Annotated in this window: 22 protein-coding genes; 12 read left to right on the top strand and 10 right to left on the bottom strand. The window is 70.9% G+C overall.

Going from position 1 to position 25,021, the window contains the following annotated elements:
- Positions 1-75 precede the first annotated feature (75 nt).
- Complete coding sequence (locus tag ACZ7L5_RS36485) at positions 76-1,611, bottom strand: gamma-aminobutyraldehyde dehydrogenase (protein WP_471522428.1); 1,536 nt, start codon at positions 1,609-1,611, stop codon at positions 76-78.
- A gap of 221 nt (positions 1,612-1,832) precedes the next feature.
- Here ACZ7L5_RS36485 and ACZ7L5_RS36480 point away from each other — a divergent pair, with 221 nt between their 5' ends.
- Positions 1,833-2,405 carry an NADAR family protein gene (locus ACZ7L5_RS36480; protein WP_471522426.1) on the top strand — a complete coding sequence of 191 codons (573 nt, stop codon included), beginning with the start codon at positions 1,833-1,835 and terminating at the stop codon, positions 2,403-2,405.
- Between the two features lie 163 nt (positions 2,406-2,568).
- On the opposite strand, the gene ACZ7L5_RS36475 is transcribed toward ACZ7L5_RS36480, so the two are convergent.
- Positions 2,569-2,814 (bottom strand): DUF4190 domain-containing protein, encoded by a 246-nt coding sequence (locus ACZ7L5_RS36475; protein ID WP_362384096.1) that lies wholly within the window; start codon positions 2,812-2,814, stop codon positions 2,569-2,571.
- 722 nt (positions 2,815-3,536) lie between these two features.
- Between ACZ7L5_RS36475 and ACZ7L5_RS36470 the strand changes: the two genes are divergently transcribed.
- Both ACZ7L5_RS36470 and ACZ7L5_RS36465 read left to right on the top strand, forming a co-directional pair.
- Complete coding sequence (locus tag ACZ7L5_RS36470; protein ID WP_471522424.1) at positions 3,537-4,598, top strand: adenosine deaminase; 1,062 nt, start codon at positions 3,537-3,539, stop codon at positions 4,596-4,598.
- Between the two features lie 65 nt (positions 4,599-4,663).
- A complete protein-coding gene (locus ACZ7L5_RS36465; protein WP_471522422.1) occupies positions 4,664-5,383 on the top strand; it encodes a glycerophosphodiester phosphodiesterase in 720 nt (239 codons plus the stop codon).
- Here ACZ7L5_RS36465 and ACZ7L5_RS36460 read toward each other — a convergent pair.
- Positions 5,365-7,068 (bottom strand): sigma-70 family RNA polymerase sigma factor, encoded by a 1,704-nt coding sequence (locus ACZ7L5_RS36460; RefSeq protein ID WP_471522420.1) that lies wholly within the window; start codon positions 7,066-7,068, stop codon positions 5,365-5,367. The two genes, ACZ7L5_RS36465 and ACZ7L5_RS36460, sit on opposite strands and share 19 nt — an antisense overlap.
- A 276-nt stretch (positions 7,069-7,344) precedes the next feature.
- Between ACZ7L5_RS36460 and ACZ7L5_RS36455 the strand changes: the two genes are divergently transcribed.
- Positions 7,345-8,508, top strand: coding sequence for a serine hydrolase domain-containing protein (locus tag ACZ7L5_RS36455; RefSeq protein WP_471522582.1), 1,164 nt, complete (start codon positions 7,345-7,347; stop codon positions 8,506-8,508).
- On the opposite strand, the gene ACZ7L5_RS36450 is transcribed toward ACZ7L5_RS36455, so the two are convergent.
- A complete protein-coding gene (locus ACZ7L5_RS36450; RefSeq protein WP_471522418.1) occupies positions 8,498-9,031 on the bottom strand; it encodes a hypothetical protein in 534 nt (177 codons plus the stop codon). The two genes, ACZ7L5_RS36455 and ACZ7L5_RS36450, sit on opposite strands and share 11 nt — an antisense overlap.
- A gap of 125 nt (positions 9,032-9,156) precedes the next feature.
- Here ACZ7L5_RS36450 and ACZ7L5_RS36445 point away from each other — a divergent pair, with 125 nt between their 5' ends.
- Positions 9,157-10,506 (top strand): diacylglycerol/lipid kinase family protein, encoded by a 1,350-nt coding sequence (locus ACZ7L5_RS36445; RefSeq protein ID WP_471522416.1) that lies wholly within the window; start codon positions 9,157-9,159, stop codon positions 10,504-10,506.
- A 34-nt stretch (positions 10,507-10,540) separates the two neighbouring features.
- Here the strand turns inward: ACZ7L5_RS36445 and ACZ7L5_RS36440 are convergent, their stop codons facing one another.
- Positions 10,541-11,731: a polyamine ABC transporter substrate-binding protein gene (locus tag ACZ7L5_RS36440; RefSeq protein ID WP_471522414.1), complete on the bottom strand. Its 1,191-nt coding sequence runs from the start codon at positions 11,729-11,731 to the stop codon at positions 10,541-10,543.
- A 183-nt stretch (positions 11,732-11,914) separates the two neighbouring features.
- Complete coding sequence (locus tag ACZ7L5_RS36435) at positions 11,915-13,354, bottom strand: gamma-aminobutyraldehyde dehydrogenase (protein ID WP_471522412.1); 1,440 nt, start codon at positions 13,352-13,354, stop codon at positions 11,915-11,917.
- A gap of 168 nt (positions 13,355-13,522) precedes the next feature.
- Here ACZ7L5_RS36435 and ACZ7L5_RS36430 point away from each other — a divergent pair, with 168 nt between their 5' ends.
- The 7 genes from ACZ7L5_RS36430 (at position 13,523) to ACZ7L5_RS36400 (ending at position 20,291) form a co-directional block, all read left to right on the top strand.
- Positions 13,523-14,038, top strand: coding sequence for an Lrp/AsnC family transcriptional regulator (locus ACZ7L5_RS36430; protein WP_328422862.1), 516 nt, complete (start codon positions 13,523-13,525; stop codon positions 14,036-14,038).
- Positions 14,039-14,057: 19 nt separating this feature from the next.
- A complete protein-coding gene (locus tag ACZ7L5_RS36425) occupies positions 14,058-15,431 on the top strand; it encodes an aspartate aminotransferase family protein (protein WP_328878919.1) in 1,374 nt (457 codons plus the stop codon).
- 184 nt (positions 15,432-15,615) lie between these two features.
- On the top strand, positions 15,616-16,356 hold the full coding sequence (locus ACZ7L5_RS36420) for an ABC transporter ATP-binding protein (RefSeq protein WP_471522409.1): 741 nt from the start codon (positions 15,616-15,618) through the stop codon (positions 16,354-16,356).
- Positions 16,338-17,768 carry a hypothetical protein gene (locus tag ACZ7L5_RS36415; RefSeq protein ID WP_471522407.1) on the top strand — a complete coding sequence of 477 codons (1,431 nt, stop codon included), beginning with the start codon at positions 16,338-16,340 and terminating at the stop codon, positions 17,766-17,768. Before ACZ7L5_RS36420 ends, ACZ7L5_RS36415 begins: the two co-directional genes overlap by 19 nt.
- 108 nt (positions 17,769-17,876) lie before the next feature.
- Entirely contained in the window at positions 17,877-18,296 is a 420-nt protein-coding gene (locus tag ACZ7L5_RS36410) for a VOC family protein (protein WP_471522405.1), read from the top strand.
- Positions 18,297-18,333: 37 nt separating this feature from the next.
- A complete protein-coding gene (locus tag ACZ7L5_RS36405; protein ID WP_471522403.1) occupies positions 18,334-19,458 on the top strand; it encodes an LOG family protein in 1,125 nt (374 codons plus the stop codon).
- Between the two features lie 179 nt (positions 19,459-19,637).
- Positions 19,638-20,291: an LAETG motif-containing sortase-dependent surface protein gene (locus ACZ7L5_RS36400; protein WP_471522401.1), complete on the top strand. Its 654-nt coding sequence runs from the start codon at positions 19,638-19,640 to the stop codon at positions 20,289-20,291.
- A 61-nt stretch (positions 20,292-20,352) separates the two neighbouring features.
- Here the strand turns inward: ACZ7L5_RS36400 and ACZ7L5_RS36395 are convergent, their stop codons facing one another.
- The 4 genes from ACZ7L5_RS36395 to ACZ7L5_RS36380 form a co-directional block, all read right to left on the bottom strand.
- Complete coding sequence (locus ACZ7L5_RS36395) at positions 20,353-21,150, bottom strand: maleylpyruvate isomerase family mycothiol-dependent enzyme (RefSeq protein WP_471522399.1); 798 nt, start codon at positions 21,148-21,150, stop codon at positions 20,353-20,355.
- A 24-nt stretch (positions 21,151-21,174) separates the two neighbouring features.
- Positions 21,175-22,194 carry an ABC transporter ATP-binding protein gene (locus ACZ7L5_RS36390; RefSeq protein WP_471522397.1) on the bottom strand — a complete coding sequence of 340 codons (1,020 nt, stop codon included), beginning with the start codon at positions 22,192-22,194 and terminating at the stop codon, positions 21,175-21,177.
- A complete protein-coding gene (locus tag ACZ7L5_RS36385; protein WP_471522580.1) occupies positions 22,195-23,796 on the bottom strand; it encodes an ABC transporter permease in 1,602 nt (533 codons plus the stop codon).
- A gap of 62 nt (positions 23,797-23,858) precedes the next feature.
- A complete protein-coding gene (locus ACZ7L5_RS36380) occupies positions 23,859-24,959 on the bottom strand; it encodes a thiamine ABC transporter substrate-binding protein (RefSeq protein ID WP_471522395.1) in 1,101 nt (366 codons plus the stop codon).
- Between the last annotated feature and the right edge of the window lie 62 nt (positions 24,960-25,021).

Genomic DNA, 25,021 nt, shown 5'->3' with positions numbered 1-25,021 from the left:
CCGATCTGATCCGGTCCGGCTTCCTGCCTGGTCAGGTCCGCTCAGGCCGAGGTCGGTCCGGTCCGGTCGGATCGGCTATCGGTCCCCGAAGACCGTGCGATGCCAGTCCTTCCTGGCGACCGCCGTGTTGTCGAACATGACGTGCTTGATCTGCGTGTACTCCTCGAAGGAGTACGCGGACATGTCCTTGCCGAAGCCGGAGGCCTTGTAGCCGCCGTGCGGCATCTCGCTGATGATCGGGATGTGATCGTTGACCCACACGCAGCCCGCCTGGATCTCGCGGGTGGCGCGGTTCGCCCGGTAGACGTCGCGGCTCCATGCGGAGGCGGCGAGCCCGTACGGGGTGTCGTTGGCGAGCCGGATCCCGTCATCGTCGCTGTCGAACGGCAGAACGACAAGGACCGGCCCGAAGATCTCGGACTGGACGATCTCGCTGTCCTGGGCGGCGTCGGCTACCAGGGTGGGCCGGTAGTACGCACCGTTCTTGAGATCGCCCTGCGGGGCCTCACCGCCGGTGACCACGCGCGCGTAGGCACGCGCACGGTCGACGAACCCGGCGACACGGTCGCGCTGGACGTGTGAGACGAGGGGCCCGAGATCGGTGCCGGGGCTGAAGGGGTCGCCGAGGCGGACGCTCTCCATGAGGGCGGCGGTGCGCGAGACGAACTCCTCGTAGAGCGGCCTCTGCACGTACACGCGCGTGGCGGCCGTGCAGTCCTGCCCGGTGTTGATGAGGGAGCCCGCGACGGCGCCGTTGGCGGCGGCCTCCACGTCGGCGTCGTCGAAGACGACGAAGGGCGCCTTGCCGCCCAGCTCCAGGTGGATCCGCTTCACCGTGGCCGTGGCGATCTCGGCGACGCGCCTGCCCACGGCGGTGGAGCCGGTGAAGGAGGTCATGGCCACGTCGGGGTGGCCCACGAGATGCTCGCCGGCCTCCTTGCCGGTCCCGGTGATGATGTTGATGACGCCGTCGGGGATGCCGGCGTCCGTGGCGGCCTGGGCGAAGAGGAGCGAGGTGAGAGGGGTGAGCTCGGCCGGCTTGAGCACGATGGTGTTGCCCGCGGCGATCGCCGGGAGGACCTTCCAGGCGGCCATCTGGAGGGGGTAGTTCCAGGGGGCGATGGAGCCGACGACGCCGATGGGTTCGCGGCGGATGTAGGAGGTGTGGTCGCCGGAGTACTCCCCTGCGGACTGGCCGGCGAGGTGGCGGGCGGCCCCCGCGAAGAAGGAGGCGTTGTCGATCGTGCCCGGCACGTCGAACTCACGGGTCAGCTTCAGCGGCTTCCCGCACTGCAGGGACTCCGCGCGGGCGAAGTCCTCGGCGCGCTCGGCGAGGACGGCGGCGAAGCGGTGCAGTGCGTCCGAGCGCTCGCCCGGGGTGGCTGCCGCCCAGGCGGGGAACGCCTCGCGCGCGGCGGCCACGGCGGCGTCGACGTCGTCGGTACCGGCCAGGTCGTACGTGTATACCTCCTCGCCGGTGGCCGGGTCGACGACGGCGTGCGTACGACCCGACGTTCCCTTCACCAGACGGCCCGCAATGAACTGCGCGCCGTCCGCGAAGCGGTCTTGGGCCGGGAATCGTTCCGGGGTGTCGGTGCCCGGGTTGTGCATGTCGCTCTCCTCCGTGTCCCCCTGGAGGGACCGCAGTGGGGTCGGCGTGGGGTGGCGTGGCTCAGGCTCGATTTGAGTGCCGATCCTGACAGAGCAGGAAGGGCTCAACAAGTGATTCCGTTGTTGCCTTTTGGTTACGCAACGGAATCTGTCGACCAGGTGTCGAGTTGGCCTTGAAAACCCGGGACGGATTGTCGGTGGTGCGTGCCAGACTCGGCCACATGGCGAAGATCGATTCTTGGGACGTCCTGATCAGGGAGGTCCGTGCGGGGACGAGAGTCAAGTATCTGCACTTCTGGGGCCACCGGCCACGACCGGACGGACAGGTGAGCGCGAGTTGCCTGAGCCAGTGGTGGCCGTCGCCGTTCACGGTGGCCGGCGTGTCGTACGCGACCGCCGAGCACTGGATGATGGCCGAGAAGGCCCGGCTCTTCGGGGACGCGGAGGCCGAGCGGCGGGTGCTGGAGGCCGGGCACCCCTCGCTGGCGAAGAAGGCGGGGCGGCTCGTGCGCGGCTTCGACGACGCGGTGTGGGAGCGGGAGCGGTTCCGGATCGTCGTCGAGGGGTCGGTCCACAAGTTCGCGGCGGATACGGAGCTGCGGGGGTTCTTGCTGGGGACCGGGGACCGGGTGCTGGTGGAGGCCAGTCCGGTGGACCGGGTGTGGGGGATCGGGTTGGCGGCGGGGGATGACGGGGCGGGGGATCCTGAGCGGTGGCGGGGGCCCAACTTGCTGGGGTTTGCGCTGATGGGGGCGCGGGAGCGGTTGCGGGGTCAGGAGCCGGCAGGGCTCTGAATTCCCAGCGCCGGTCCAGGCATTCCAGCCCGTCTGGGGGTGCCCCCTCTGGGGGAGTTTGAGGACTAGGCCCGTTCAGGGCCGAAGCGGGGGTCTGGGGGGGGCGGCAGCCCCCAGGTACGGGACGGGTAGGGGCGGCGGGGGCGAAGAAACCCCCCGCTCCCTACACCGTCGAGATCAACACCGCCAGCATCCCCAACCCCAGCACCAACCCCACCGCCCCACAGATCATCCCCGCCAGCGCCTGCCCAGGGTTCGTCGCTTCGCCCCGACGCGCCTTCCCCCGCCCGATCGACCCGAAGATCAACGCCAGCGCACCCATCACGATGGCGACCGGCCACAGGCAGAAGATCGCCGCGGAGATGATCCCGAGTACGAGCCCCGCCGTACCCATCCCATTGCTCGGCATGGGCTGCACCCCGGGCCACCCGTAATAACCCCCTGCACCGGGACCCATGACCGGCGGCGGGTAACCCTGGACAGGCCCGGGATAGCCGTACGCAACATGCCCCGGCCCACCGGGCGCGATGGGCGGCGGCGGCACGGGCGCACCGTGGGCGGCGTAGGGAACGGACGCCGTAGGGGGCGCGAAGGGCCCGGCCGGCGCGAGGGGCGGCACAGGCGACGTGGGTTCCGGCGCCGCGAAGGGGTTGGCACTCGACTCGCCCGGCGGCGTCGGCATGCCGGAGGACGGCATGGACGTCACCGTCTGCTGATCGTGCACGGATGGTGCTGGCCAGGTCAGCGGGTCGTTCGAGGCGACGGTGTAGCCGGGGCCCCCGGATCCCCCAGGCGCGACCGGCGGCGCCCACGGATCCGGCTCGGCGGAGGACGCGTTCCTGCCCGTCTTCTCCAACGAGGTTCTCGGATCCGTCTCCGACGAACCCGACGACGAAGCCCCCGGCGAAGCCGGCCCTCCTGCCGCCGCGCCCCCCGATCCGTCCGCCGCCCCCGGCGTCTGCGCGTCGTCCGACATGCCCGGCCCCCCTCCGTCGTATGTGCCGTCATGCTAAGGCCCGGGCATCTCGGGCACGGCCCCGGCATACGATGACCCCGAGTCATCGATCAGCCGATCACCCGCGTCCCGCCGACCACACACCCGGCCGGGGACGCCGTTCCTGGGGAGGAACCTTGACCGACAACCTCGTCGACGCCCGTGTCCCGCGCGATCTGCACGCCTTCATCGCCGGACTGCCCAAGTCCGAACTGCACGTCCACCACGTCGGCTCCGCCTCCCCCCGCATCGTCGCGGAACTCGCCGCCCGCCACCCCGACTCCAAGGTCCCCACCGATCCCGAGGCCCTGGTCGACTACTTCACGTTCACGGACTTCGCGCACTTCATCGACGTGTACCTGTCCGTCGTGGATCTGATCCGCACCCCTGAGGACGTACGGCTGCTGACGTACGAGGTGGCCCGCGAGCTGGCCCGCCAGCAGGTGCGGTACGCCGAGCTGACCATCACCCCGTTCTCCTCGACCCGCCGCGGCATCGACGAGGGCGGCTTCATGGCGGCGATCGAGGACGCCCGCAAGGCGGCCGAGGCCGAGTTCGGGACCGTGCTGCGCTGGTGCTTCGACATTCCGGGCGAGGCCGGCCTGGAGTCCGCCGCGGAGACCGTGCGGCTCGCCACCGACGACCGGCTGCGCCCGGAGGGCCTGGTCTCGTTCGGGCTCGGCGGGCCCGAGATCGGCGTACCGAGGCCGCAGTTCAAGCCGTACTTCGACCAGGCCATCGCCGCAGGTCTGCACTCCGTGCCGCACGCCGGCGAGACCACCGGCCCGGAGACCGTCTGGGACGCCCTCACTCACCTGCGCGCCGAGCGCATCGGGCACGGCACCAGTTCGGCGCAGGATCCGAAGCTGCTCGCGCACCTCGCCGAGCACCGGATCCCGCTGGAGGTGTGCCCGACCTCCAACATCGCCACGCGCGCGGTGCGCACGATCGACGAGCACCCGCTCAGGCAGTTCACCGAGGCCGGCGTCATCGTCACCATCAACTCCGACGACCCGCCCATGTTCGGCACCGACCTCAACAACGAGTACGCGGTCGCCGCCCGCCTCCTCGACCTCGACGAGCGAGGGCTGGCCGATCTCGCCAAGAACGCCGTGGACGTGTCCTTCCTCGACGAGCCGGGCAAGGCCCGGATCAGGTCCGAGATCGACACGTACACCACGGACTGGCTCGCCTCCTGAGCCCGCGGCGCCTTCCACGCCTCGGCTCATCCACGATGGCCCCCGCCCCCGACCGGAATGCCCTCATGCAGAACGTGACCGCCGTGGCCCACCGCGGCGACCCCTACCGCGTCCGCGAGAACACGCTCGTTTCCCTGCGCTCCGCGCTCGAACGGGGCGCGGACGCGGTGGAGATCGACGTACGGCTCACCAAGGACGGCGTGCCGGTGCTGCTCCACGACGAGACGCTGAAGCGGCTGTGGGAGCAGGACCGTCCTGTCCTCGCACTGTCTGCGGCCGAGGTGCGCGGGCTGACGGCGGGCGGGGTGCCGACGCTGCCGGAGGCGCTGGCGTCGTGTGACGGGAGCCGGGTGATGCTCGACCTGCCGGGCACGCCCGACGTGCGGGCGGCTCGGCGGATCGCGGACGTCGTGCGCGAGTGCGGGGCGCAGGACCGCGTGTACTACTGCGCGGGCGCCCCGGCCATGCTCGCGGTGCGGGCCGCCGACCCGGCCGCGGAGATCGCCCTGACCTGGACGACGCTGGCCCCGCCGCGCCCCGCCCTGCTGGACGCGGTGCGCCCGCGCTGGCTCAACTACCGTTTCGGCCTGGTCGACCGCGCCCTCGCCGAGCGCGTCCACCGCGATGGTCACCTGCTGTCCGTCTGGACCCCGGACACCCGGCGAACCATGCGCCGCCTGCTGGACCTCGGCGTCGACTCGATCACGACCAACCGCGTCGACGTCCTCCGCGGCCTGCTCGCAGCCCGGTCCGACGCCGAAGGCCGCTACACGCGCGAGCGTTGAGGCACCGTCGCCGGATCGGCCGGGGTCGCGCGCGTGACGTACTGCGGGACCGGTGCGGTGTCCTTGCCGTCGTCGCGGACCTGGCCGTAGCGGATCGCGCCCTGGTCGGGGCCGGTCCGCACGTCCTTCTCGGCCGCGTCCCAGGTCGACGGGAAGACGATGACGCCGTAGTCGGCGCCCCGTTCGTTCTGGTTGAGGGTGACCGATCCGTCGACGTAGAAGTACTCGTTCTGCCACATCTGCTGGGTGCCGTCGGGCAGGACCGTGTAGCCGGTGGCGGGGCCGCCCATGCCGGTGGTGTCGGGGCCGGTGGTGTCGTCCATACGACGGCCGCCGCCGGACGCGACATGGAAGAGCCTGCCCTTCAGGCCGGTCCAGGTCGGCATGACCAGCGCGCCGGACCGTGACTGCGGGGAGATCTGCCAGCGCACCAGGATGTAGCCCTGCCCGCTGAGCGTCACCTTCTCGCCGCGGTGCTGCATGACGGCCTTCGCGCCCCAGGTGCTGGTGATGCCGGACTCGGGGCGGTGCGGCAGGGCGGCGGGCCGGGCGTGCGGGTCCGGGGCCCGGTCGACGGCGTCGACGACCGTGCCGTACAGGTCGGACTTCCGCGACGGTGACGGAGACGACGAGGGTGAGGGGGACGGTGAGAGCGTGGCCGTCGGTGACACGGTCGGGGCCGTCGCCGGCGGGCGGGCCGTGCTCGCCGCGGTGGGGGCGGCAGCGCGGGGCGGGGCGTCCGGGGTCTGGGTGACGACGTACGCGCCGCCCGCGACGAGTGTCGCCCCGGCCGTCACCGCCACGGCGGGCTGGGTGAGCGCGGCCATCACCTTCGCGGACCATCCGACGGAGGTCGCCGTGGCCGTCGCCGTGGCCGCGACCACCGTCTTGCCGCCGAGGGCGAGCGACAGGGTGAGGCCGACCGGGATCGGGACGAGCGCGATGCCGACGAGAAGGCGTTCCGCCGGTACGACGGCCTCGCGGGTGTCGCCGCAGTAGCCGCAGCCCCTGATGTGCCGGGCCAGCCGCTTGCGCCAGACGGAGTCCGGGCGTCCGTTCCAGCGGGCGGTCAGTTCGGGCAGGTCGGGGCAGGCGCCGTCGAGTGCGCGGACGATGCCGCGCGCGGTCTCCAGCCGCTCCTTCACCCGCTGGACGCGCACCGCGGCGTGCTGCCGGCTGATCCCGGCCGCGGCGGCCAGTTCGCGCCGGGTCAGCTCGCCGGCGACTTCCAGCCACCACAGCGACAGCAACTGCCGGTCCTCGGCGTCCAGCCAGCGCACCGCCTCCGCGACCTCCCGCCGCTGCCCCTCTAACTGGAGCCGCAGCACGGTGAGTTCGGCGAAGTCGGTGGCCTCGTGCGCCGCCGACTCCTCAAGCGGTGCGGGCTGCTTGCGGCGGGCCCGGTCCCGGATCTGCCGCATGGCGATCGCGACGAGCCAGGAGCGGAAGCTGTCCGGGTCCCGCAGCGAGCCGAGGTTGTCGACGGCACGCAGCATCGTCTCCTGGACGACGTCGTCGACATCGGCATGGCCGTTCAGGGCACGTCCGACGACGTTGTAGACCAGCGGCAGCCAGCCCTCCACCAGTTCGTCCAGCGCCTGCCGGTCACCGGCCTGCGCCGCCGCGATGGTGGAGCGCCACTGCCTGCCGGCTCCCTCGTCCACGTACGTCCTCTCCCGGGTCATGCGCTGCCCGTACGCACCTTCTCAGCCTGACCAGCGCTGTCGGCCATATCGGAGATCACATTCCGCCAGTGGAGACGCGGTGAAGGGGTCGGCGATAACACTTTTCCGCCGGCCGGCGGCCCGTAGGGGCGATCCCCCACAACCCCCTTGCCCTGTAAGGCATTTGCTCCGGGCTCCCCCAGGGGCGCAGCCCCTCCTCACCGACGATCCGCCGCAGGACCGCACGGCCCGACGATGATCACGGACATCCCACCGACCCGACTCCAGGAGCAGCAGATGCCCGTACGCCCGCTTCCCGCACTCCTCACCTCAGCGCTCGCCCTGACCCTGGCCGCACTGCCGCTCGCCGGGACGGCCTCCGCACGGCCCGCGTCGTCATCGTCCTGTTCCGCGCACGCGATCGAGACGGCCCCAAGGAACGGCCCCGACGTCAAGGCCCTGTGCGCCGCGCTCGCGGGGCTGCCCGACAAGGACGCCACGGCCGCGCTGATCCGCGTGGGCGGCAAGGGGAGCTGGCACGGGGCGGCCGGCGTGCGAAACTTGGGAACCGGGGCGCCGGCGCTGGAGAACGCCCGCTTCCGCGCCGGTTCGACGACGAAGATCGTGACCTCGGCGATCGTGCTGCAACTCGCCGCCGAGGGCCGGATCTCCCTCGACGGGACGGTGCAGCAGTATCTGCCCGGCCTGCTCACCGAGGACTTCGCGCCCATCACCGTACGGCAGTTGCTGAACTTCACCAGCGGTCTGCAGCCGGGGGCGTCCCTCGGCGAGGGCGTCGACGACGGTTACGAGCACCGCTTCGAGACGCTGCCCCCCGAGGAGGTGGTGGCCGCGTCGGTCGCCAAAGGCCCCGACCCCGATCACGCGCCCGGCGAGCACCAGCGGTACGGCAACATCCACTACACGGTGCTGGGCATGCTGATCGAGAAGGTCACCGGCGACTCGTACGCCCACCAGGCGGCCGTACGGATCTTCCGCCCGCTCGGTATGCGGCACACGTCCTTCCCCGACGGCCCGGACCCCCGCGTCCACGGACCGCACAACCGCGGCTACGACTGGATCGACGGCAAGCTGGTCGACGTGACCGAGTGGAACATGTCCGACCGGTTCGCGGCCGGCGACATGATCTCGACGACGGCGGACCTGGAACGGCTGCTGTTCGCCCTGTTCCGCGGTCGGGTCGTGCCCGAGCCGCAGCTGAAGGAGATGTTCGCGGTCCCGGACATCGAGGGGGCCACCATGGGTGCCTCGCTGGAGCGTTTCGAGCTGAACGGCAAGGAGATCTGGGGCAAGACGGGTTCCCGCCCCGGCTATCACACCGTCGTCGCGGCCACCCGCAATCTGTCCCGGACGGTCGTCTACTCCGTCAACTCGACCGATGCGAAGGGCGACGGCCTGTCCATAGCCCAGCGCTTCGCCTTCCCGGCGTTCAACCGCTGACGACGGCGGCGGCTGGAGGTGCTGACGGTGTCGTCAGCTCCTCCAGCCGCTTGATCCTCTTCCGCACGACGTACAGCGGGATGATCCCGAAGACGCCGAACGCCATGTCGATCACCGACCACCACAAGGGGATGCCGCGGATCGGCCCGCAGATCAGGGCGAGCGGGATGATGCCCGCGCAGGCGATCATCCCGAACTCGACGACCCAGATGTTGCGGACCGGGTCGCGGTAGGGGCCGTAGAAGGCGACCGCGATGACGAGATGGGCGAAGGCGAGCCAGTCCGTGCCGTAGAGCAGGAAGGGGTAGTCGGCGTCGGCGGTGTCGAGACCACGCCGGACGCGCTCGATCCAGTCCATGAGGCCGGGGAGGTGCTCCGGCACGGACAGGGAGCGCAACAGGTCCTCGGTCCAGCGCAGTTCGTGGACGAGGGGGAAGGCCGTGGCGCCGCTGAGCACCAGGCAGACGACGAAGAGGGCCAGCCAGACACGGATGCCCTTGAGCAGGGCGGCTCTGTCGCTCATGGGGGCAGCGTACGCCTGGAGTTGAACACGTTCAAAGCCGGGCTCCGTCGCGGAGCCGGAACCGACGGCCGCCATGCGGCCCGCACCGGCCCGGCCCTACGATGTCCGCCGACGAGGGAGGACGCATGGGCCTGGACCTGAGCGAACGGGCTTACCGGGGGCAACGTTGGGCGGCACGGGCTTCACTGGCCGCGGCGGGGCTCGCAGTGCTCGTGCCGCTCGCCTACGGCGGGGTCGGCGGCGTGCTGCTCCTGGTGGCCGGTGTGGCGGGCCTGGGGGTCGGCGCCGTCGCCGTGTGGTGGACGCTGACGCTGCGCGGACCTCTGCGCTGGCTGGCGGGCGTCGTGGCCCTGGCCGTACCGGCCGCCGTGATCACGTTGTTCGCCGCCACCCTCTTCTGGTCGCTGCTGGTGTCCGTGGCGCTGTGGACGGTGGCCGTGTGGAGCGGCCGGTACGCGCTGCGGGGCACGGGGAGCTCACGGGTGCGGGTGATGCGGGGGCGCAAGGCGGCGCCACCGCGGCGGGCGATCCTGATCATGAACCCCCGCTCGGGCGGCGGGAAGGTGGGGCGCTTCGCGCTCAAGGAGAAGGCGGAACGGCTCGGCGCCGAGGTCGTCCTGCTCGACCCCGATGAGCATCAGGACGTCACCGCCCTGGCCCGCAAGGCCGTTTCGGACGGCGCGGATCTGCTCGGTGTGGCAGGCGGGGACGGCACCCAGGCGTTGGTCGCGGCCATCGCCGCCGCGTACGACATCCCGTTCCTGGTGATCAGCGCCGGTACCCGCAACCACTTCGCCATGGACCTGGGCCTCGACCGCGAGGATCCCGCAGCCTGCCTCGACGCGCTCGTCGACGGCGTCGAGCTGCGCGTCGACCTCGGCTTCGCGAGCGGCCGGCCCTTCGTCAACAACGCCTCCTTCGGCGCGTACGCGGCCATCGTGCAGAGCCCCGGGTACCGCGACGACAAGATCGGCACCAGTCTGGAGCTGCTGCCCGACCTGCTCACCCGCCAGCAGGGCCCGCTGCTGACCGTCCGGGCGGGGGGCGCGACCCTCCACGCCCCGCATGCCGTGCTGGTCAGCAACAACCCCTACCGCACGGACGATCCTTTCGGACTCGGCCGACGCGACCGCCTCGACGCCGCCGTTCTCGGCGTCCTCGGCATCAGGGTGGACAGCGCGGCCGAGGCCGCCGCATTGCTCCTCGACCCCGCGCCGCCCGGCCTCAGCATCCTCACCGCGACCGAGGTGGTCATCGAGGCCGACCGTGAGGAGATCGAGGCCGGCATCGACGGCGAGGCCCTTGTCCTGCCGGCCCCGGTCCACTGCCGCATCACTCCGGGCGCCCTACGCGTCCGCGTCCCCCGCAAACGCCCCGGCGTCCCTCAGCGCGGCCCACGCCTGGACTGGCGCCGACTGCGCAAACTGGCGGCGACGGTGGGGCGCACGGCGGTGCACCGGCAGGGGCACTGGTAGGGGCACTGGTAGGGGCACAGGGCCGTAGGGCCGGCTACAACCCCGCGATCGCGTTCCACCGCTTCGCGAACCCCACCCGCTCCTCCGACGTGATGTCCCGAGCGATCGCGAGACGCCGACGCATGGCCGTGTCCGGGAAGATCAGCGGATCCTCGGCCAGCGCCGCCGTCTCCTCGTCCTTGGCGGAGGCGAGGACGTCCTGGGCGGCCGGGACGGGGCAGACGTAGTTGACCCAGGCGGCAAGGTCGGCGGCGACCTCAGGGTCGTAGTAGTAGTCGATCAGCCGCTCGGCGTTGGCTTTGTGGCGGGCCAGGTTGGGGACCATCAAGGACTCCGACCAGAGCTCGGCGCCCTCCTCCGGGACGACGAAGCGGATGTCGGGGTCGTCGGCCTGGAGCTGTATGACATCGCCCGAGTAGGCCTGGCAGGCCAGTACGTCGCCGCTCGACAGGTCCTTGATGTAGTCGTTGCCGGTGAAGCGGCGGATCTGGCCCTTGCGGACCTGCTTGTCGACCTGGTCGCAGACGGTGTGGAAGTCGTCCGCGGTCCACCGGGTGATGTCGACGCCGTTGCCCTGCATGAGCAGCGCGAAGGCCTCGTCCAGACCGGAGAGCAGGGTCACCCGGCCCTTCAGGTCGCTCGCCCACAGCTCGGAGACGCTGTGTATGTCGCGGCCCAGCCGACGGCGGTTGTACGCGATGCCGGTGATGCCGGACTGCCACGGCACGGTGTACTTCCGTCCGGGGTCGAACGCCGGTGAACGCAGCAGCGGGTCCAGGTACTTCGTCACGTTCGGCTGGCGCGCCCGGTCCATCTCCTGCACCCAGCCCAGCCGTACGAACCGGGCGCACATCCAGTCGCTGATGACGACGAGATCGCGGCCCGTGCGCTGATGGTTCATCAGGGAGGGGCTGATCTTGCCGAAGAACTCGTCGTTGTCGTTGATCTCCTCGACGTAGTCGACGGAGATCCCTGCCCTCTTCTCGAACGCCTCCAGGGTGGGCCTGCGCCTCGCGTCCTCGTCGTCCGTGTCGATGTACAGCGGCCAGTTCGCCCAGGTGAGCCGCTTGTCGGTCGCGGAGACATCGGTGGCGGCCCGGTCGCCGGGCGGCACATAGGCGGGGCGCACACCGCAGCCGGCGAGCCCGCCGAGCGCAGCGCCCGCACCGAGGGTGCGCAGCAAAGTCCGGCGGGACAGCGGGGAGTTCATCGAGGGGAGGGCCATTGCCGCAGCATGGCGCTGCTGACCGCGGCCGATCAATCGACGCCATGTCGAGCGGCAGCCCCGAACGGTACTCACTCCGTCCGGGGCTGCGACGCCGCGAAGGGGCGCGGGGAACTGCGCGACCGGCCACAACGAACCCGCAGCCGTGGAACAGCTACGAATGCCGCGGCGCCTAGCGCAGCGTCACGCGTCCAGGGACGTCATCACGTGCTTGATCCGCGTGTAGTCGTCGAACCCGTACCCCGACAGGTCCTTGCCGTACCCGGACTTCTTGAACCCGCCGTGCGGCATCTCCGCAACCAGCGGAATGTGCGTGTTGATCCACACGCACCCGAAGTCCAGCGCCTTGGACATCCGCATCGCCCGCCCGTGGTCCTTGGTCCACACGGACGACGCGAGCGCGTACTCGACGCCGTTGGCCCACTCGACGGCCTGCGCCTCGTCCGAGAAGGACTGCACGGTGATGACGGGGCCGAAGACCTCTTTCTGGACGATCTCGTCGTCCTGCTTCAGCCCGGACACCACGGTCGGCGCGTAGAAGTACCCCTTGTCACCGACCTGGTGACCGCCGGCCTCGACCTTGGCGTGGGCGGGCAGCCGCTCGATGAACCCGGAGACCTGCTTGAGCTGGTTCGGGTTGTTGAGCGGGCCGAACAGCACGTCCTCGTCGTCCGGCTGCCCGGTCTTGGTGTCGGCGGCTGCCTTCGCGAGCGCCTGCACGAACTCGTCGTGGATGGCCTCGTGGACGAGAACACGCGTGGCGGCCGTACAGTCCTGCCCGGCGTTGAAGAAGCCCGCGACGGAGATGTCCTCCACGGCCTTGGCGATGTCGGTGTCGGCGAACACGACGACCGGGGCCTTGCCGCCCAATTCCAGGTGGACCCGCTTGAGGTCCTTGGACGCGGACTCGGCGACCGACATGCCGGCCCGTACCGAACCGGTGATGGAGGCCATCGCCGGAGTCGGGTGCTCGACCATCAGCCGCCCGGTGTCACGGTCGCCGGTGACGACGTTGAAGACACCCTTGGGCAGGATGCCCCCGATGATCTCGGCGATCAGGACGGTCGACGCCGGGGTGGTGTCCGACGGCTTCAGGACGACCGTGTTGCCCGCCGCGAGGGCCGGCGCGAACTTCCATACGGCCATCATCATCGGGTAGTTCCAGGGCGCGACCTGCGCGCAGACGCCGATCGGCTCCCGGCGCACGATGGAGGTCAGGCCCTCCATGTACTCACCGGCCGAGCGGCCCTCCAGCATCCGCGCCGCGCCCGCGAAGAAGCGGATCTGGTCGACCATCGGCGGGATCTCCTCGGACCGCGTGAGTCCGATCGGCTTGCCCGTGTTCTCCACCTCGGCCGCGATGAGCTCTTCGGCCCGCTCCTCGAACGCGTCGGCGATCTTCAGCAGGGCCTTCTGTCGCTCGGCGGGGGTCGCGTCACGCCACGCGGGGAAGGCACGCGCGGCGGCCTCCATCGCGGCGTCGACGTCCGCCTGCCCGGACAGCGGCGCGGTCGCGTACGCCTCGCCCGTCGCGGGGTTGACCACCTCGGTGGTCCGTCCGTCGGCGGCGTCCCGGAACTCACCGTCGATGTAGTTGCGCAGACGACGCAGCTCGGTGCTCACTGCCGGCCTCCTGTCAGGTAGAGCTGTCCATTCTCTGAGACACCCACCCTAATCGGCTGACCCACGTTTTCAACACCCCCATTGGCGCCTCTTCTGCGAAATCCGCAGGTCTCAGTCACGCAAACAACGAATTTCATCGCCTCGGCCTTGCGGAACTGTCGAGACGTCGTGCACAGTGACGTCGTGGCCAGTCGAAGCGCAGAGCACAGGGACTCCCGCGAGTCCAGGAACGGCGGTCCCCAGCTGGACGCCGTCTCCCTCGCCATCATCGAACAACTTCAAGAGGACGGCCGCCGGCCGTACGCCGCCATCGGCAAGGCCGTCGGCCTGTCCGAGGCGGCCGTGCGCCAGCGCGTCCAGAAGCTGCTCGACCAGGGCGTCATGCAGATCGTCGCCGTCACGGACCCGCTCACCGTGGGTTTCCGCCGGCAGGCGATGGTCGGCGTGCACGTCGAGGGCGACGTGGAGTCCGTGGCCGACGCACTGACCGCCATGGCCGAATGCGAGTACGTGGTGATGACCGCCGGGTCCTTCGACCTGATGGTGGAGATCGTCTGCGAGGACGACGACCACCTCCTGGACGTCATCAACCGACGCATCCGTGCCGTCCCCGGAGTGCGCTCGACGGAGAGCTTCGTCTACCTCAAGCTCAAGAAGCAGACCTACATGTGGGGAACCCGATAACCGTGAGGACCCGATAACCGTGAGCACCAACAGCCCTCAGGACCTCAGCAGGACCGCGTACGACCACTTGTGGATGCACTTCACGCGTATGTCCTCGTACGAGCAGGCCCCCGTCCCGACGATCGTCCGGGGCGAGGGCACCTACATCTACGACGACAAGGGCAGGCGCTACCTCGACGGGCTCGCCGGCCTGTTCGTGGTGCAGGCCGGGCACGGTCGCGTCGAGCTTGCCGAGACCGCCTTCAAGCAGGCGCAGGAGCTGGCGTTCTTCCCGATCTGGTCCTACGCCCACCCGAAGGCCGTGGAGCTGGCCGAGCGCATCGCGGACCACGCGCCGGGCGATCTCAACAAGGTCTTCTTCACCACCGGCGGCGGCGAGGCGGTGGAGACCGCCTGGAAGCTGGCCAAGCAGTACTTCAAGCTGACCGGCAAGCCCACCAAGCACAAGGTCATCTCGCGCGCGGTCGCGTACCACGGCACCCCGCAGGGCGCCCTGTCCATCACGGGTCTACCGGCCCTGAAGGCCCCCTTCGAGCCGCTGGTCCCCGGCGCGCACAAGGTGCCGAACACCAACATCTACCGCGCCCCGATCTTCGGTGACGACCCGGAGGCCTTCGGCCGCTGGGCCGCCGACCAGATCGAGCAGCAGATCCTCTTCGAGGGCCCGGAGACCGTCGCCGCGGTCTTCCTGGAGCCGGTCCAGAACGCGGGCGGCTGCTTCCCGCCCCCGCCCGGCTACTTCCAGCGGGTGCGCGAGATCTGCGACCAGTACGACGTCCTGCTGGTGTCGGACGAGGTCATCTGCGCCTTCGGCCGCCTCGGCACGATGTTCGCCTGCGACAAGTTCGGCTACGTCCCGGACATGATCACCTGCGCCAAGGGCATGACCTCGGGCTACTCCCCGATCGGCGCCTGCATCATCTCCGACCGCCTGGCCGAGCCGTTCTACAAGGGCGACAACACCTTCCTGCACGGCTACACCTTCGGCGGCCACCCGGTCTCGGCCGCGGTGGGCATCGCCAACCTCGACCTGTTCGAGCGCGAGAACCTCAACCAGCACGTCCTCGACAACGAGGCCGCGTTCCGCGCGACGCTGGAGAAGCTGTACGACCTTCCGATCGTCGGCGACGTCCGCGGCAACGGCTTCTTCTACGGCATCGAGCTCGTCAAGGACAAGGCGACAAAGGAGTCGTTCAACGAGGAGGAGACCGAGAGGGTTCTGTACGGATTCCTCTCCAAGGCTTTGTTCGACAACGGTCTGTACTGCCGTGCCGACGACCGCGGCGACCCGGTCGTCCAGCTCGCGCCGCCGCTGATCTCCAACCAGGAGACGTTCGATGAGATCGAGCAGATCCTGCGCGCGACGCTGACGGAGGCGTGGACCAAGCTCTAACCGCACGTGGTTCGTTCGACGGCGGGGGTGCACCCGTAGGAGTGAGAAGGGTGCACCCCCGCCGCGTGCTGTCCGTCGTTGCGCCCCCGGATCCTTAGCGTGCCTGGTAACCGATCGGCCCTGTCTTCGTTCCCCCGCACGGGGGAACGGCCCGGGAACTACGGATCTGACGAGGTGTACGCCCATGGAGGCTCCGCCGGACAACGACGTGCTCTGGGCACGCGCGCTGCACTTCACGCACGGCGACGGCTCCCCCGCGCTCGGCGGGGTCTCGCTGGGTGTGCGTGAGGGGGAGATCCTCGCCGTCACCGGTCCCCGCGGCAGCGGCAAGACGGCTCTCCTGCAGTGTCTGTCCGGCCTGTCCCCCGCCCGCAGCGGCGAGGTCTGGTTCAACAGCGTGCCGGTGCACACCATGACCCCGATGGCGCGCGAACGGCTCCGCCGGGACCGCTTCACCTGGATCGACCCGGCCCCGTCACTCGTCCCCGAGCTGAACGTCTGGGAGAACGCCGCGCTCCCCCTGATGCTGCGCGGCACCAGCCGCCGCCGCGCCAAGACGACCGCGCTGGAGTGGCTGAACCGCCTGGACGTCGGCGAGGCGGCCCGCAAGCGCCCGCACCAGCTCGTCCAGGCCGAACGCCAGCGCGTCTGCATCGCCCGTGCCCTGGCCCCCTCCCCCACGGTCCTGTTCGCCGACGAGCCGACGGCCCCGCTGCACCGCGCCGACCGCGCGCACGTCCTGCGCACCCTGACGACAGCGGCCCGCTCGCACGGCATCACGGTCGTGCTTGCCACCCACGACGCGGAGAACGCGGCCTTCGCCGACCGCACCCTCGCCCTGCTCGACGGACGGCGCGTGAACACGGTGCACCTGCCCCCGGTCACCGCGGCGGAAGGCCGGGCCGCGTGCTCGCTCTCCGTCTGAGCCGCAGCGCCCAGCCCGCCGTACAGCTGCGCCGCCTGCTCCTGGCGGCGGCGTCGGCCGGCACGGGCTTCCTGCTGCTGTGCGCCCTGGGCTACGCCATGTCCCACACCGACACGTCCGCGGCGGTCCTCCGCCTTGCCTGGTGCGTGCCCCCGCTCGCCGCGACGATCCACTTCGCGGTCGCGGTGGCGCGCACGGACCCCGGCACCAAGCCCCGCTCCGGCCTCTCGGCGATCGGACTGGGCCCGGCCCGTCTGATGCTGGTCTCGGCCACCACCACGGCCCTGTCCTGCGCCCTCGGCTCGATGCTCGCCCTGCTCGTCTTCCTCCACCTCCGGGGCGACCTGACCGGCATGCCCTTCGACGGGGCCGCAGCGCAGTTCCTGGCAGCGAACGCCCCCCTCCCCCTGCCGGCCGCCCTGACATTGCTGTCCCTGACGCCGGCCATCGCGTCGACGGCGGTGGCACTGGTGCTGCGCCCGAAGGAGCCCGGGCCCACCGGGGCACGAGGCGCGGGGCGGGCGTACAGCGGCATCGGGGGGTACGGCAGGTCGATGGCCCGGGAAACCTTCGGGGCCTACGGCAGGTTCGGGGCCCGTCTGAGGCGGGGCCCGACGGCCGCGCCCGGCGCCGCGGAGGACGGCGAGGGCGCGGCCGCGCCGTCTGCGAGCAGTCCTGCCGCTGAAGTGGTGCCCACCCCGGAGACCGACGGCACCCCACCCGCGCCGGACCGCGCGACCGACCCCGCGGCTGACGACGCCGGCCCGGCACTGGACCACGTGACCCACCTGCCGGCTCCCGCCAAGCCCCCCGCCGGCCTGCCCTGGGGCATCGCGGTCCTCGCCGCGGGCATCGCCCTGGAGGCCTACGCGGGCCGCACCGCCACCCCCACCCCCCTCACGCTTCCCGCCGCCCTCCCCACCGGCCCCGCGGCAGTCCTGGTCGGCTGGCTCCTGACCGCCCTCGGGCTGGCCCTGGCGGCCCCCGGCCTCACCCACCTCTGCGGCCGCGTCCTGCAGGCCGTACGCCCGGGCGCGGTGCGCCTGCTCGCGGGCCGTGTCCTGATGGCCGAAGCCGCCCGCATCGGGCGCCCCCTCGGCGTCGTCTGCGCCGTGGCCTCCGCGGCGTACGCCATGGCGCCCCTGTCCGCCCCCGTGGCCAGGGACGCCATCGGCCCCCTCACCGCCGTCGGCGCCACCGTCGTCACCGGCTGTGCCGTGGCCACCCTCCTCACGGCCGCCGTGGAGGCCAAGCAGGCCCGCGCGGGCACCACGGCCGCACTGCTCCGCCTCGGCGCCCCCACGGCGATGCTCCGCAGCGCGGCAGCCCTGCGCGCCGGCGCGCTGCTGGTCTTCTTCTGCCCGCTCACCCTGGTCGTGGCCGAACTGGCCGCGGCGCCCCTGGCCCGCTGAAAAACTCGTACGAAAAAAATCTCCGTCCGGCGATGACTTCCGCTCGGACCCCCGGTCTATCCCACCGAACAGCAGCGACAGCAGCAGCCACCTGAGGGAGAGACCACGATGACCGCCCCCGCCTACCAGCAGATGATCTTCCTGAACCTGCCCGTGAGCGACCTCGGCGCCTCGAAGAAGTTCTTCACGGAGCTCGGTTACTCGATCAACGAGCAGTTCAGCGACGACACGACCGCCTCCGTCGTGATCAGCGAGACCATCGTCGCGATGGTGCACACGCACGAGAAGTACGCCCAGTTCACGAAGAAGCAGATCGCGGACGCCACGAAGACCAGCGAGGTGCTGATCGCGCTGAGCTCCGAGAGCCGCGAGAAGGTCGACGAACTGGTCGAGAAGGCGGTCGCCGCGGGCGGCTCCGTCACCGGCGAGACCCAGGACCACGGCTTCATGTACGGCCGCGCCTTCGACGACCTCGACGGCCACACCTGGGAGGTCGTGTGGATGGACCCGTCGGCCATCGAGGGCTGATCCCCGCCGTCCCGTGGCCGGTGCCTAGCATGGGCGGGTGCAGACGATGCCCGCCCATGCGGCCCACCACAACGACCGTGAGATCGAGACGCTGGAGGAGTTCGACGCGACCGTCTCGGCGCGCGGCTCCCTCGCCGGATTCCGTATCCAGGCCGTCGACCTGACGGACCGTACGCGCGAGTTGCTCACCGCGGACACGGCGGGCGCCGTCTTCCTGGGCTGCGCGATGCGCGAGGACGCGGCGGCGAAGGTCCGCACGGACGGCGCCCTGGTCTTCCCGCCGGTCCCCGACCTGCCCTTCGACCCGTACCGGGGCATGGTCTACTCGCCCGACGATCTCTTCGCGTCACTGCCGGACGGCTACGAGAACACCCCCGACGCCCACGCGTACGCCTGGTTCCAGCGGACCAAGGCCGACCGCGACATCCACGCCTCCATGCTCCGCGCGATCCACGACGACTCCATATCGGACGCGCTCGACGAACTCCTGTCCGGCGCCCGGGTGGTGGGCGTCATGGGCGGCCACGCGATGCGGCGCGGCACGGAGGCGTACGAGGGGGCCGCGCGGCTCGGCCGGGAACTGGCCCGCGCCGGTTTCACGGTCGCCACCGGCGGCGGTCCGGGCGCGATGGAGGCGGCGAACCTCGGCGCGTACGCCGCCCCGCACGACGACGAGATGCTCGGCGACGCCCTCCGACTCCTGGCGAAGGCGCCCCTGTTCACGCCCTCGATCACCGAGTGGGCGACGGCCGCCTTCGAGGTGCGCTGCCGCTGGCCGCAGGGCGGCCGCTCCGTCGGCATCCCGACCTGGTTCTACGGCCACGAGCCGCCGAACCCCTTCGCCTCCCACATCGCGAAGTACTTCGCCAACGCCACCCGCGAGGACGGCCTCCTGGCCCGCTCGAACGCGGGCGTCGTCTTCCTGCCGGGCGCCGCCGGCACCGTGCAGGAGATCTTCGACAACGCGACGCCGAACTACTACGAGTCGCGCGGCGAGCCCACCCCGATGGTGCTCGTGAACAAGGCTCACTGGACTCAGAAGCTGCCGACCTGGCCGCTGTTGCAGGCCCTCGCCCGGGATCGGTCGATGGAGTCCCGTATCGCCCTCGTCGACCGGATCGAGCAGGCTCCGCAGGCGCTGAAACGCATCAGCGAGCAATAAGACGGCAAAGCCAACGCGTGCGGAGAGCATATGCGTTGACACTGCTTATGCCACGCTTATAAACCTGTGAGACTCCTGGGGACGGTGATGTGTCCCATCGCCGCCTCGTTCAACCCCCCTCAGTGGTGCAACTCGTAAGGACAAACGTGTCCATAAACCGCCGTACTGTTGCGCGCTCCGTGCGCGCTCTTGGTGTCGCGTCCGCCTCCGCCGCACTCGCGCTCGGCCTCGCGGGCAACGCCCTCGCCTGCAACATCAGTGAATTCTCCGCCGAAGCCAAGTGCGACGGCGACAAGGGCGTCATCACGGTCACCGACGTGGACCCCAGCGGCATCCCCGCGACCATCAGCGTCTACCTGCAGAACAACGGCGCCGACCTGAAGAAGGTCGGCGAGCAGGTGGTCAAGGGCTCCCGCGAGGGTGTCACCATCACCTTCGCCGAGAACTGGAAGCCGGACGCCGAGTACCGCGTCCACGTCAAGGCCGCGGGCTACGTCGACGAGGACATCAAGCCGAACCTCACGACCCCGTCGACGGCCTGCAAGAAGGAAGAGGAGGAGCCGCCGGCTCCGTCGGACACTCCGACCCCGTCGGACTCCGCCTCGCCCCCGGCCGAGGAGACCCCCGCTCCGACGCCCTCGGAGAGCGAGAGCACCGCTCCCGCGGACACGGGCAGCGCCCCGTCCCCGGCGACCGATGACTCCAACCTCGCCGAGACCGGTGCGAACTCCAACACCGGCCTGATCGCCGGCATCGCGGTCGGCCTGGTCGCCATCGGTGGCGGCGCGGTCTTCTTCGGACTGCGGCGCCGCGGGGCGAGCAGCGACCGCTGACGCGCCCGTAGAGCGACACCGCTGTGGCCCGTCCCCTTCCCGGGGGCGGGCCACACGCCTGTCAGCCGAACGTCGCCCGCTCCAGCCAGAACTCCAGCAGCTCCCGCTCGCCGAGGACCTCCAACTCCGGGCTGTCCAGCGGCAGTCGACGGTAGAAGGCGAGCAGTACGGCGGTGAGCGGGCCGCGCAGCGCGACGGTCGCCTTCTCGTGGCCGCGCCGCCAGGCGACGACGTCCTGGTCGAGGCCGATGAACCATTCGGCGTTCAGCTCGGCGGTGCCGTCCGTGGCGTGCAGATGGATGCTGCTCCCCGGCCGGCGCAGCTCCCGCGCCGGGTCGTCCGGCAGGGTCCGCTGCGCCCACTCGACGATCTCCAGCCACTCGTCGATCGCGTCGGCGGCGATGTCGGGCGCGACCTCGAAGGGCAGGCCGGCGGCGAGTGTCGCGTCCGCGCGGTGGATCGTGATCTCGTGGGTCATACGGCGGGCCCAGAACCCGGCGTTGAGCACCCCGGCCCAGCCCCACACCTTGGCGTCGGGACCGGCCTCCCGCAGCGTGCCGACGATCATCTCGCCGGTCTGCGCGAGCCAGGCGTCGAGCGCGGCGGCGTCACCCTCGCCCTCCGGGCCGGCGAACCCCGGCACCTGCTCCTCCGGGATCTCCTCCTCGGCCCGGGTCCGCACGGTCAGCTCCACCCAGCGCAGGGCGCCGCCCGTGTGCCGCACGAGCTGCTCCAGCGACCAGTCCGGGCAGGTCGGCACGGTGGCCGACAGGTCGGCGCCCGAGGTCACGACGGCCCTCAACAGGCCGATCTGATGGGCGATTTCGTCGCAGTAACGATCATGCGGGAGTGACGTCATGCCCGCACCCTATGTGCGGGGTGATCAGCCCAGCAGCACAATTTCCGCCGCGTCGAACTCCACGCCGACGGCGTCCCCGACCTCGGGCGCCTCCCGCAGCGCACACGCCGCCTCCAGGCGCGGCGCGTCCTCCGGCTGGAGGTGCACGGCGACATGCGTGCCCTTGAACGTGCGCGCCGTGACCGTGCAGCGCAACCCCGAGTCCGGGGACACGAGCCGCACCCCGGCCGGCCGTACGAGCAGCGTCCGGGTGCCCTGTGCGGCGCCCTCGCCCACGGGCAGCTTGCCCCAGGGGGTGTCCGCGGCCTCTCCGGCCACCGTTCCCTCGACGACGTTGTCGAACCCGAGGAAGCGGGCCACGAACTCGTCCACCGGACGCTGCCACACCTCAAGAGGCGTACCGGTCTGGGCGATCCGCCCGTCCCGCATCACCACGACCCGGTCGGCGAGCGCGAAGGCCTCGCCCTGGTCGTGCGTCACGGCCAGCACGGTGGTGCCCAACCGGCCGAACAGTTCCCGCAGTTCGACCACGAGCCGCTCCCGCAGCGAGCGGTCGAGCTGGCCCAGCGGCTCGTCCAGCATCAGCAACCGCGGCCGGGGCGCGAGCGCACGGGCCAGCGCCACGCGCTGCTGCTCACCGCCGGACAGGGAGGCGACGGCACGACGGGCTGCGCCCGGCAGTCCGACCAGATCGAGCAGCTCCCGCACCCGATCCGCCTGTTCGGCCTTGGAGGAGCCGTGCATCCGTGCCCCGAACGCCACGTTGCCGCCGACGTCCCGCTGCGGGAAGAGCTGATGGTCCTGGAACATCAGGCCGACGCCCCGCTTGTGCGCGGGCACCCCCGCCTGGTCCCGCCCGTCGAGCAACACCCGGCCCTGGTCCAGTGGCTGAAGCCCGGCCACCACCCGCAGCAGCGTCGACTTGCCGCTGCCGCTCGGCCCCAGCACGCACACGATCTCGTGCTCGGCGACGTCGAGGCCGACCCCGGCCAGCACGGCCCGCCCGTCGAACCGGACCGTCGCGTCCGCAAGGCTCAGCAGCATCTAGAACTCCCCCGTCCGGTCGGTGCGCAGCCGCTCCAGCACCAGCAGCGCCACCGCGCACACGATCATCAGAATCGTCGAAAGGGCCATCGCCTGCCCGTAGTTGAGATCACCGGCCCGCCCGAGGAGCTTCGCCACGGCCACCGGCAGGGTCGGGTTGTCGGGCCGCGCGATGAACACGGTCGCCCCGAACTCGCCCAGCGACACCGCGAAGGCGAACCCGGCCGCGATCAGCAGCGCCCGCCGCACCATCGGCAGGTCCACCTCACGCCAGACCCGCCACGGCGACGCCCCCAGCACCGCAGCCGCCTCGCGCAGCCGCTGGTCCACGGCGCGCAGCACGGGCAGCATGGTCCGTACGACGAACGGCACGCCGACCAGCGCCTGGGCGAGCGGGACGAGGATCCACGTACTTCTGAGGTCCAGCGGCGGCTCGTCCAGTGCGATCAGGAACCCGAACCCCACCGTCACCGCGGACACCCCGAGCGGCAGCATCAGCAGCGCGTCGAAACCGCGCACGAACCGGCCCGCGTCCCGCCGGGTCAGCGCGGCCGCGGCCAGACCGCCGATCAGCACGGCGATGAGGGTGGCGACGACGGCGTACTGCAGGGAATTGCCGATCGCCTCGATGGGCGGGACGAGGAAGACCCCGCCGTCGGCACTGGTCAGCGCCCGGTAGTAGCCGAAGTCGGGCACGTCCAGCGACCGCTGCACCAGCACGGCCAGCGGCAGCACCAGGAGTACGGAGACGACGACCAGGACACCGGCCAGCAGCGACCACTGCCCGGCGCCGCGTGGCCGCCGCGCTGTCGCCGACGCGTCCACCAGGCGCAGGGCGCTCTCCCGTCGCCGTACCGTCCAGGCGTGCACGGCGAGGACCGCGCCGACGGCGAGGAACTGGACGATCGTCAGAACGGCGGCCGTGGACAGGTCGAAGATCTCCGACGTCTGCCGGTAGATCTCGACTTCGAGCGTCGAGAACGTCGGACCGCCGAGGATCTGCACCACGCCGAAGGAGGTGAAGGTGAACAGGAAGACCATCAGCGCGGCGGCGGCCACGGCGGGGCCCAGGGCCGGGAGGGTGACGGTCCGCCAGGCGGTGAGGCGTGACGCGCCCAGCGTCCGCGCGGCCTCCTCCTGCCGCGGGTCGAGCTGCGACCACAGCCCGCCGACCGTCCGTACGACGACGGCGTAGTTGAAGAAGACATGCGCGAGCAGGATGGCCCACACGGTGGTGTCGAGCCGTACGCCCCACAGCTCGTCGAGGAGTCCGCCGCGGCCGACGAGCGCAAGGAACGCCGTGCCGACGACGACCGTCGGCAGCACGAACGGGACGGTCACCACGGCCCGCAGGATCTGTTTGCCGGGGAAGTCGAAGCGGGCGAAGACGTAGGCGCCCGGCAGCGCGATCAGCAGGGTCAGGGCGGTGGAGGCGAGCGCCTGCCAGGTGGTGAACCACAGGACGTGCCGGATGTCGGGCTGCCCGAGCACGTCCAGGAGGCGCCCGAACCGCCAGACACCGTCGACCTTCAGGCCGCGCGCGACGATCGCGGCGACGGGAAGGGCGAAGAAGACCGCGAAGAACGCGACGGGCACGGCGATGAGGCCGAGCCGCACCGCCGCGCTCCGCGCGCGTCCCTTACGGAAGGCGCCCTTGCGAGGGCCTACTTCAATACGAGCGAGGTCCACGACTTGACCCAGTCGTCACGGTTGTCGGCGATCTTCGCCGGGTCCAGGGTCTCGGGGTTCTTGGCCTGCGGGCCGTACTTCGTGAACTCCGGCGGTACCTGGGCAGCTTCGCGCACCGGGTAGACGAACATGTTCAGCGGCATGTCGTCCTGGAACGTCTTGGTCAGCATGAAGTCGAGAAGTGCCTTGCCGCCCTCGGCGTTCTCGGCATTGCTGAGCAGACCCGCGTACTCGACCTGCCGGAAGCAGGTGCCGGTCGCGACGCCCGTCGGCGCGGTCGTCGGCTTCGGATCGGCGTAGATCACCTCGGCGGGCGGCGAGGAGGCGTACGACACGACGAGCGGACGGTCGCCCTTGGCCTTCTTGCCGCCGGCGGACCCGGAGAACTCCTCGTTGTAGGCCTGCTCCCAGCCGTCGACGACCTTGACGCCGTTGGCCTTGAGCTTCTTCCAGTAGTCCTGCCAGCCGTCATCCCCGTACTTGGCGGCGGTGCCGAGCAGGAAGCCGAGGCCGGGCGAGGAGGCGGAGGCGTTCTCGGTGACGAGGAGGTTCTTGTACTCGGGCTTGATCAGGTCGTCGAAGGAGCTCGGCGGGGTCAGCTTGTGCTTGCTGAAGTACGCCTTGTCGTAGTTGACGCAGATGTCGCCGGTGTCGATCGGGGTGACCCGGTGCTTGTCCCGGTCGACCCGGTACTCGGGCAGGACCAGGTCGGAGCCCTTGACCTCGTACGACTGGAACAGTCCGTTGTCGAGCGCCCGCGAGAGCAGGGTGTTGTCGACCCCGAAGAAGACGTCGCCCTGCGGGTTGTCCTTGGTGAGGATGGCCTTGTTGACGGCCTGCCCGGCGTCGCCGTCCTCCAGGACCCTGACCTTGTAGCCGGACTGCTTCTCGAAGGCCGCGAGGACGCCCTTCGAGACGGCCCACGAGTCATGGCTGACGAGCGTGACGGTCTTGGACCCGCCGCTGCCGCTGTCGGCGTCGGACGACCCGCACGCGGACAGCGCGGGCAGCGCGACGAGGCCCAGCCCGACGGCCAGGGCCACGGACTTCACCGTGGACTTCTTGGTGATGCTCACTAATTCCTCCTGGGGGTGACCAGGAAGAGACGCGGCCCTGCCCGCAGCCTTTGGGAGGGCTC

It is taken from the genome of Streptomyces sp. NPDC107528 (assembly GCF_055639295.1).
This window is presented reverse-complemented; position numbering and strand designations above follow the sequence as displayed.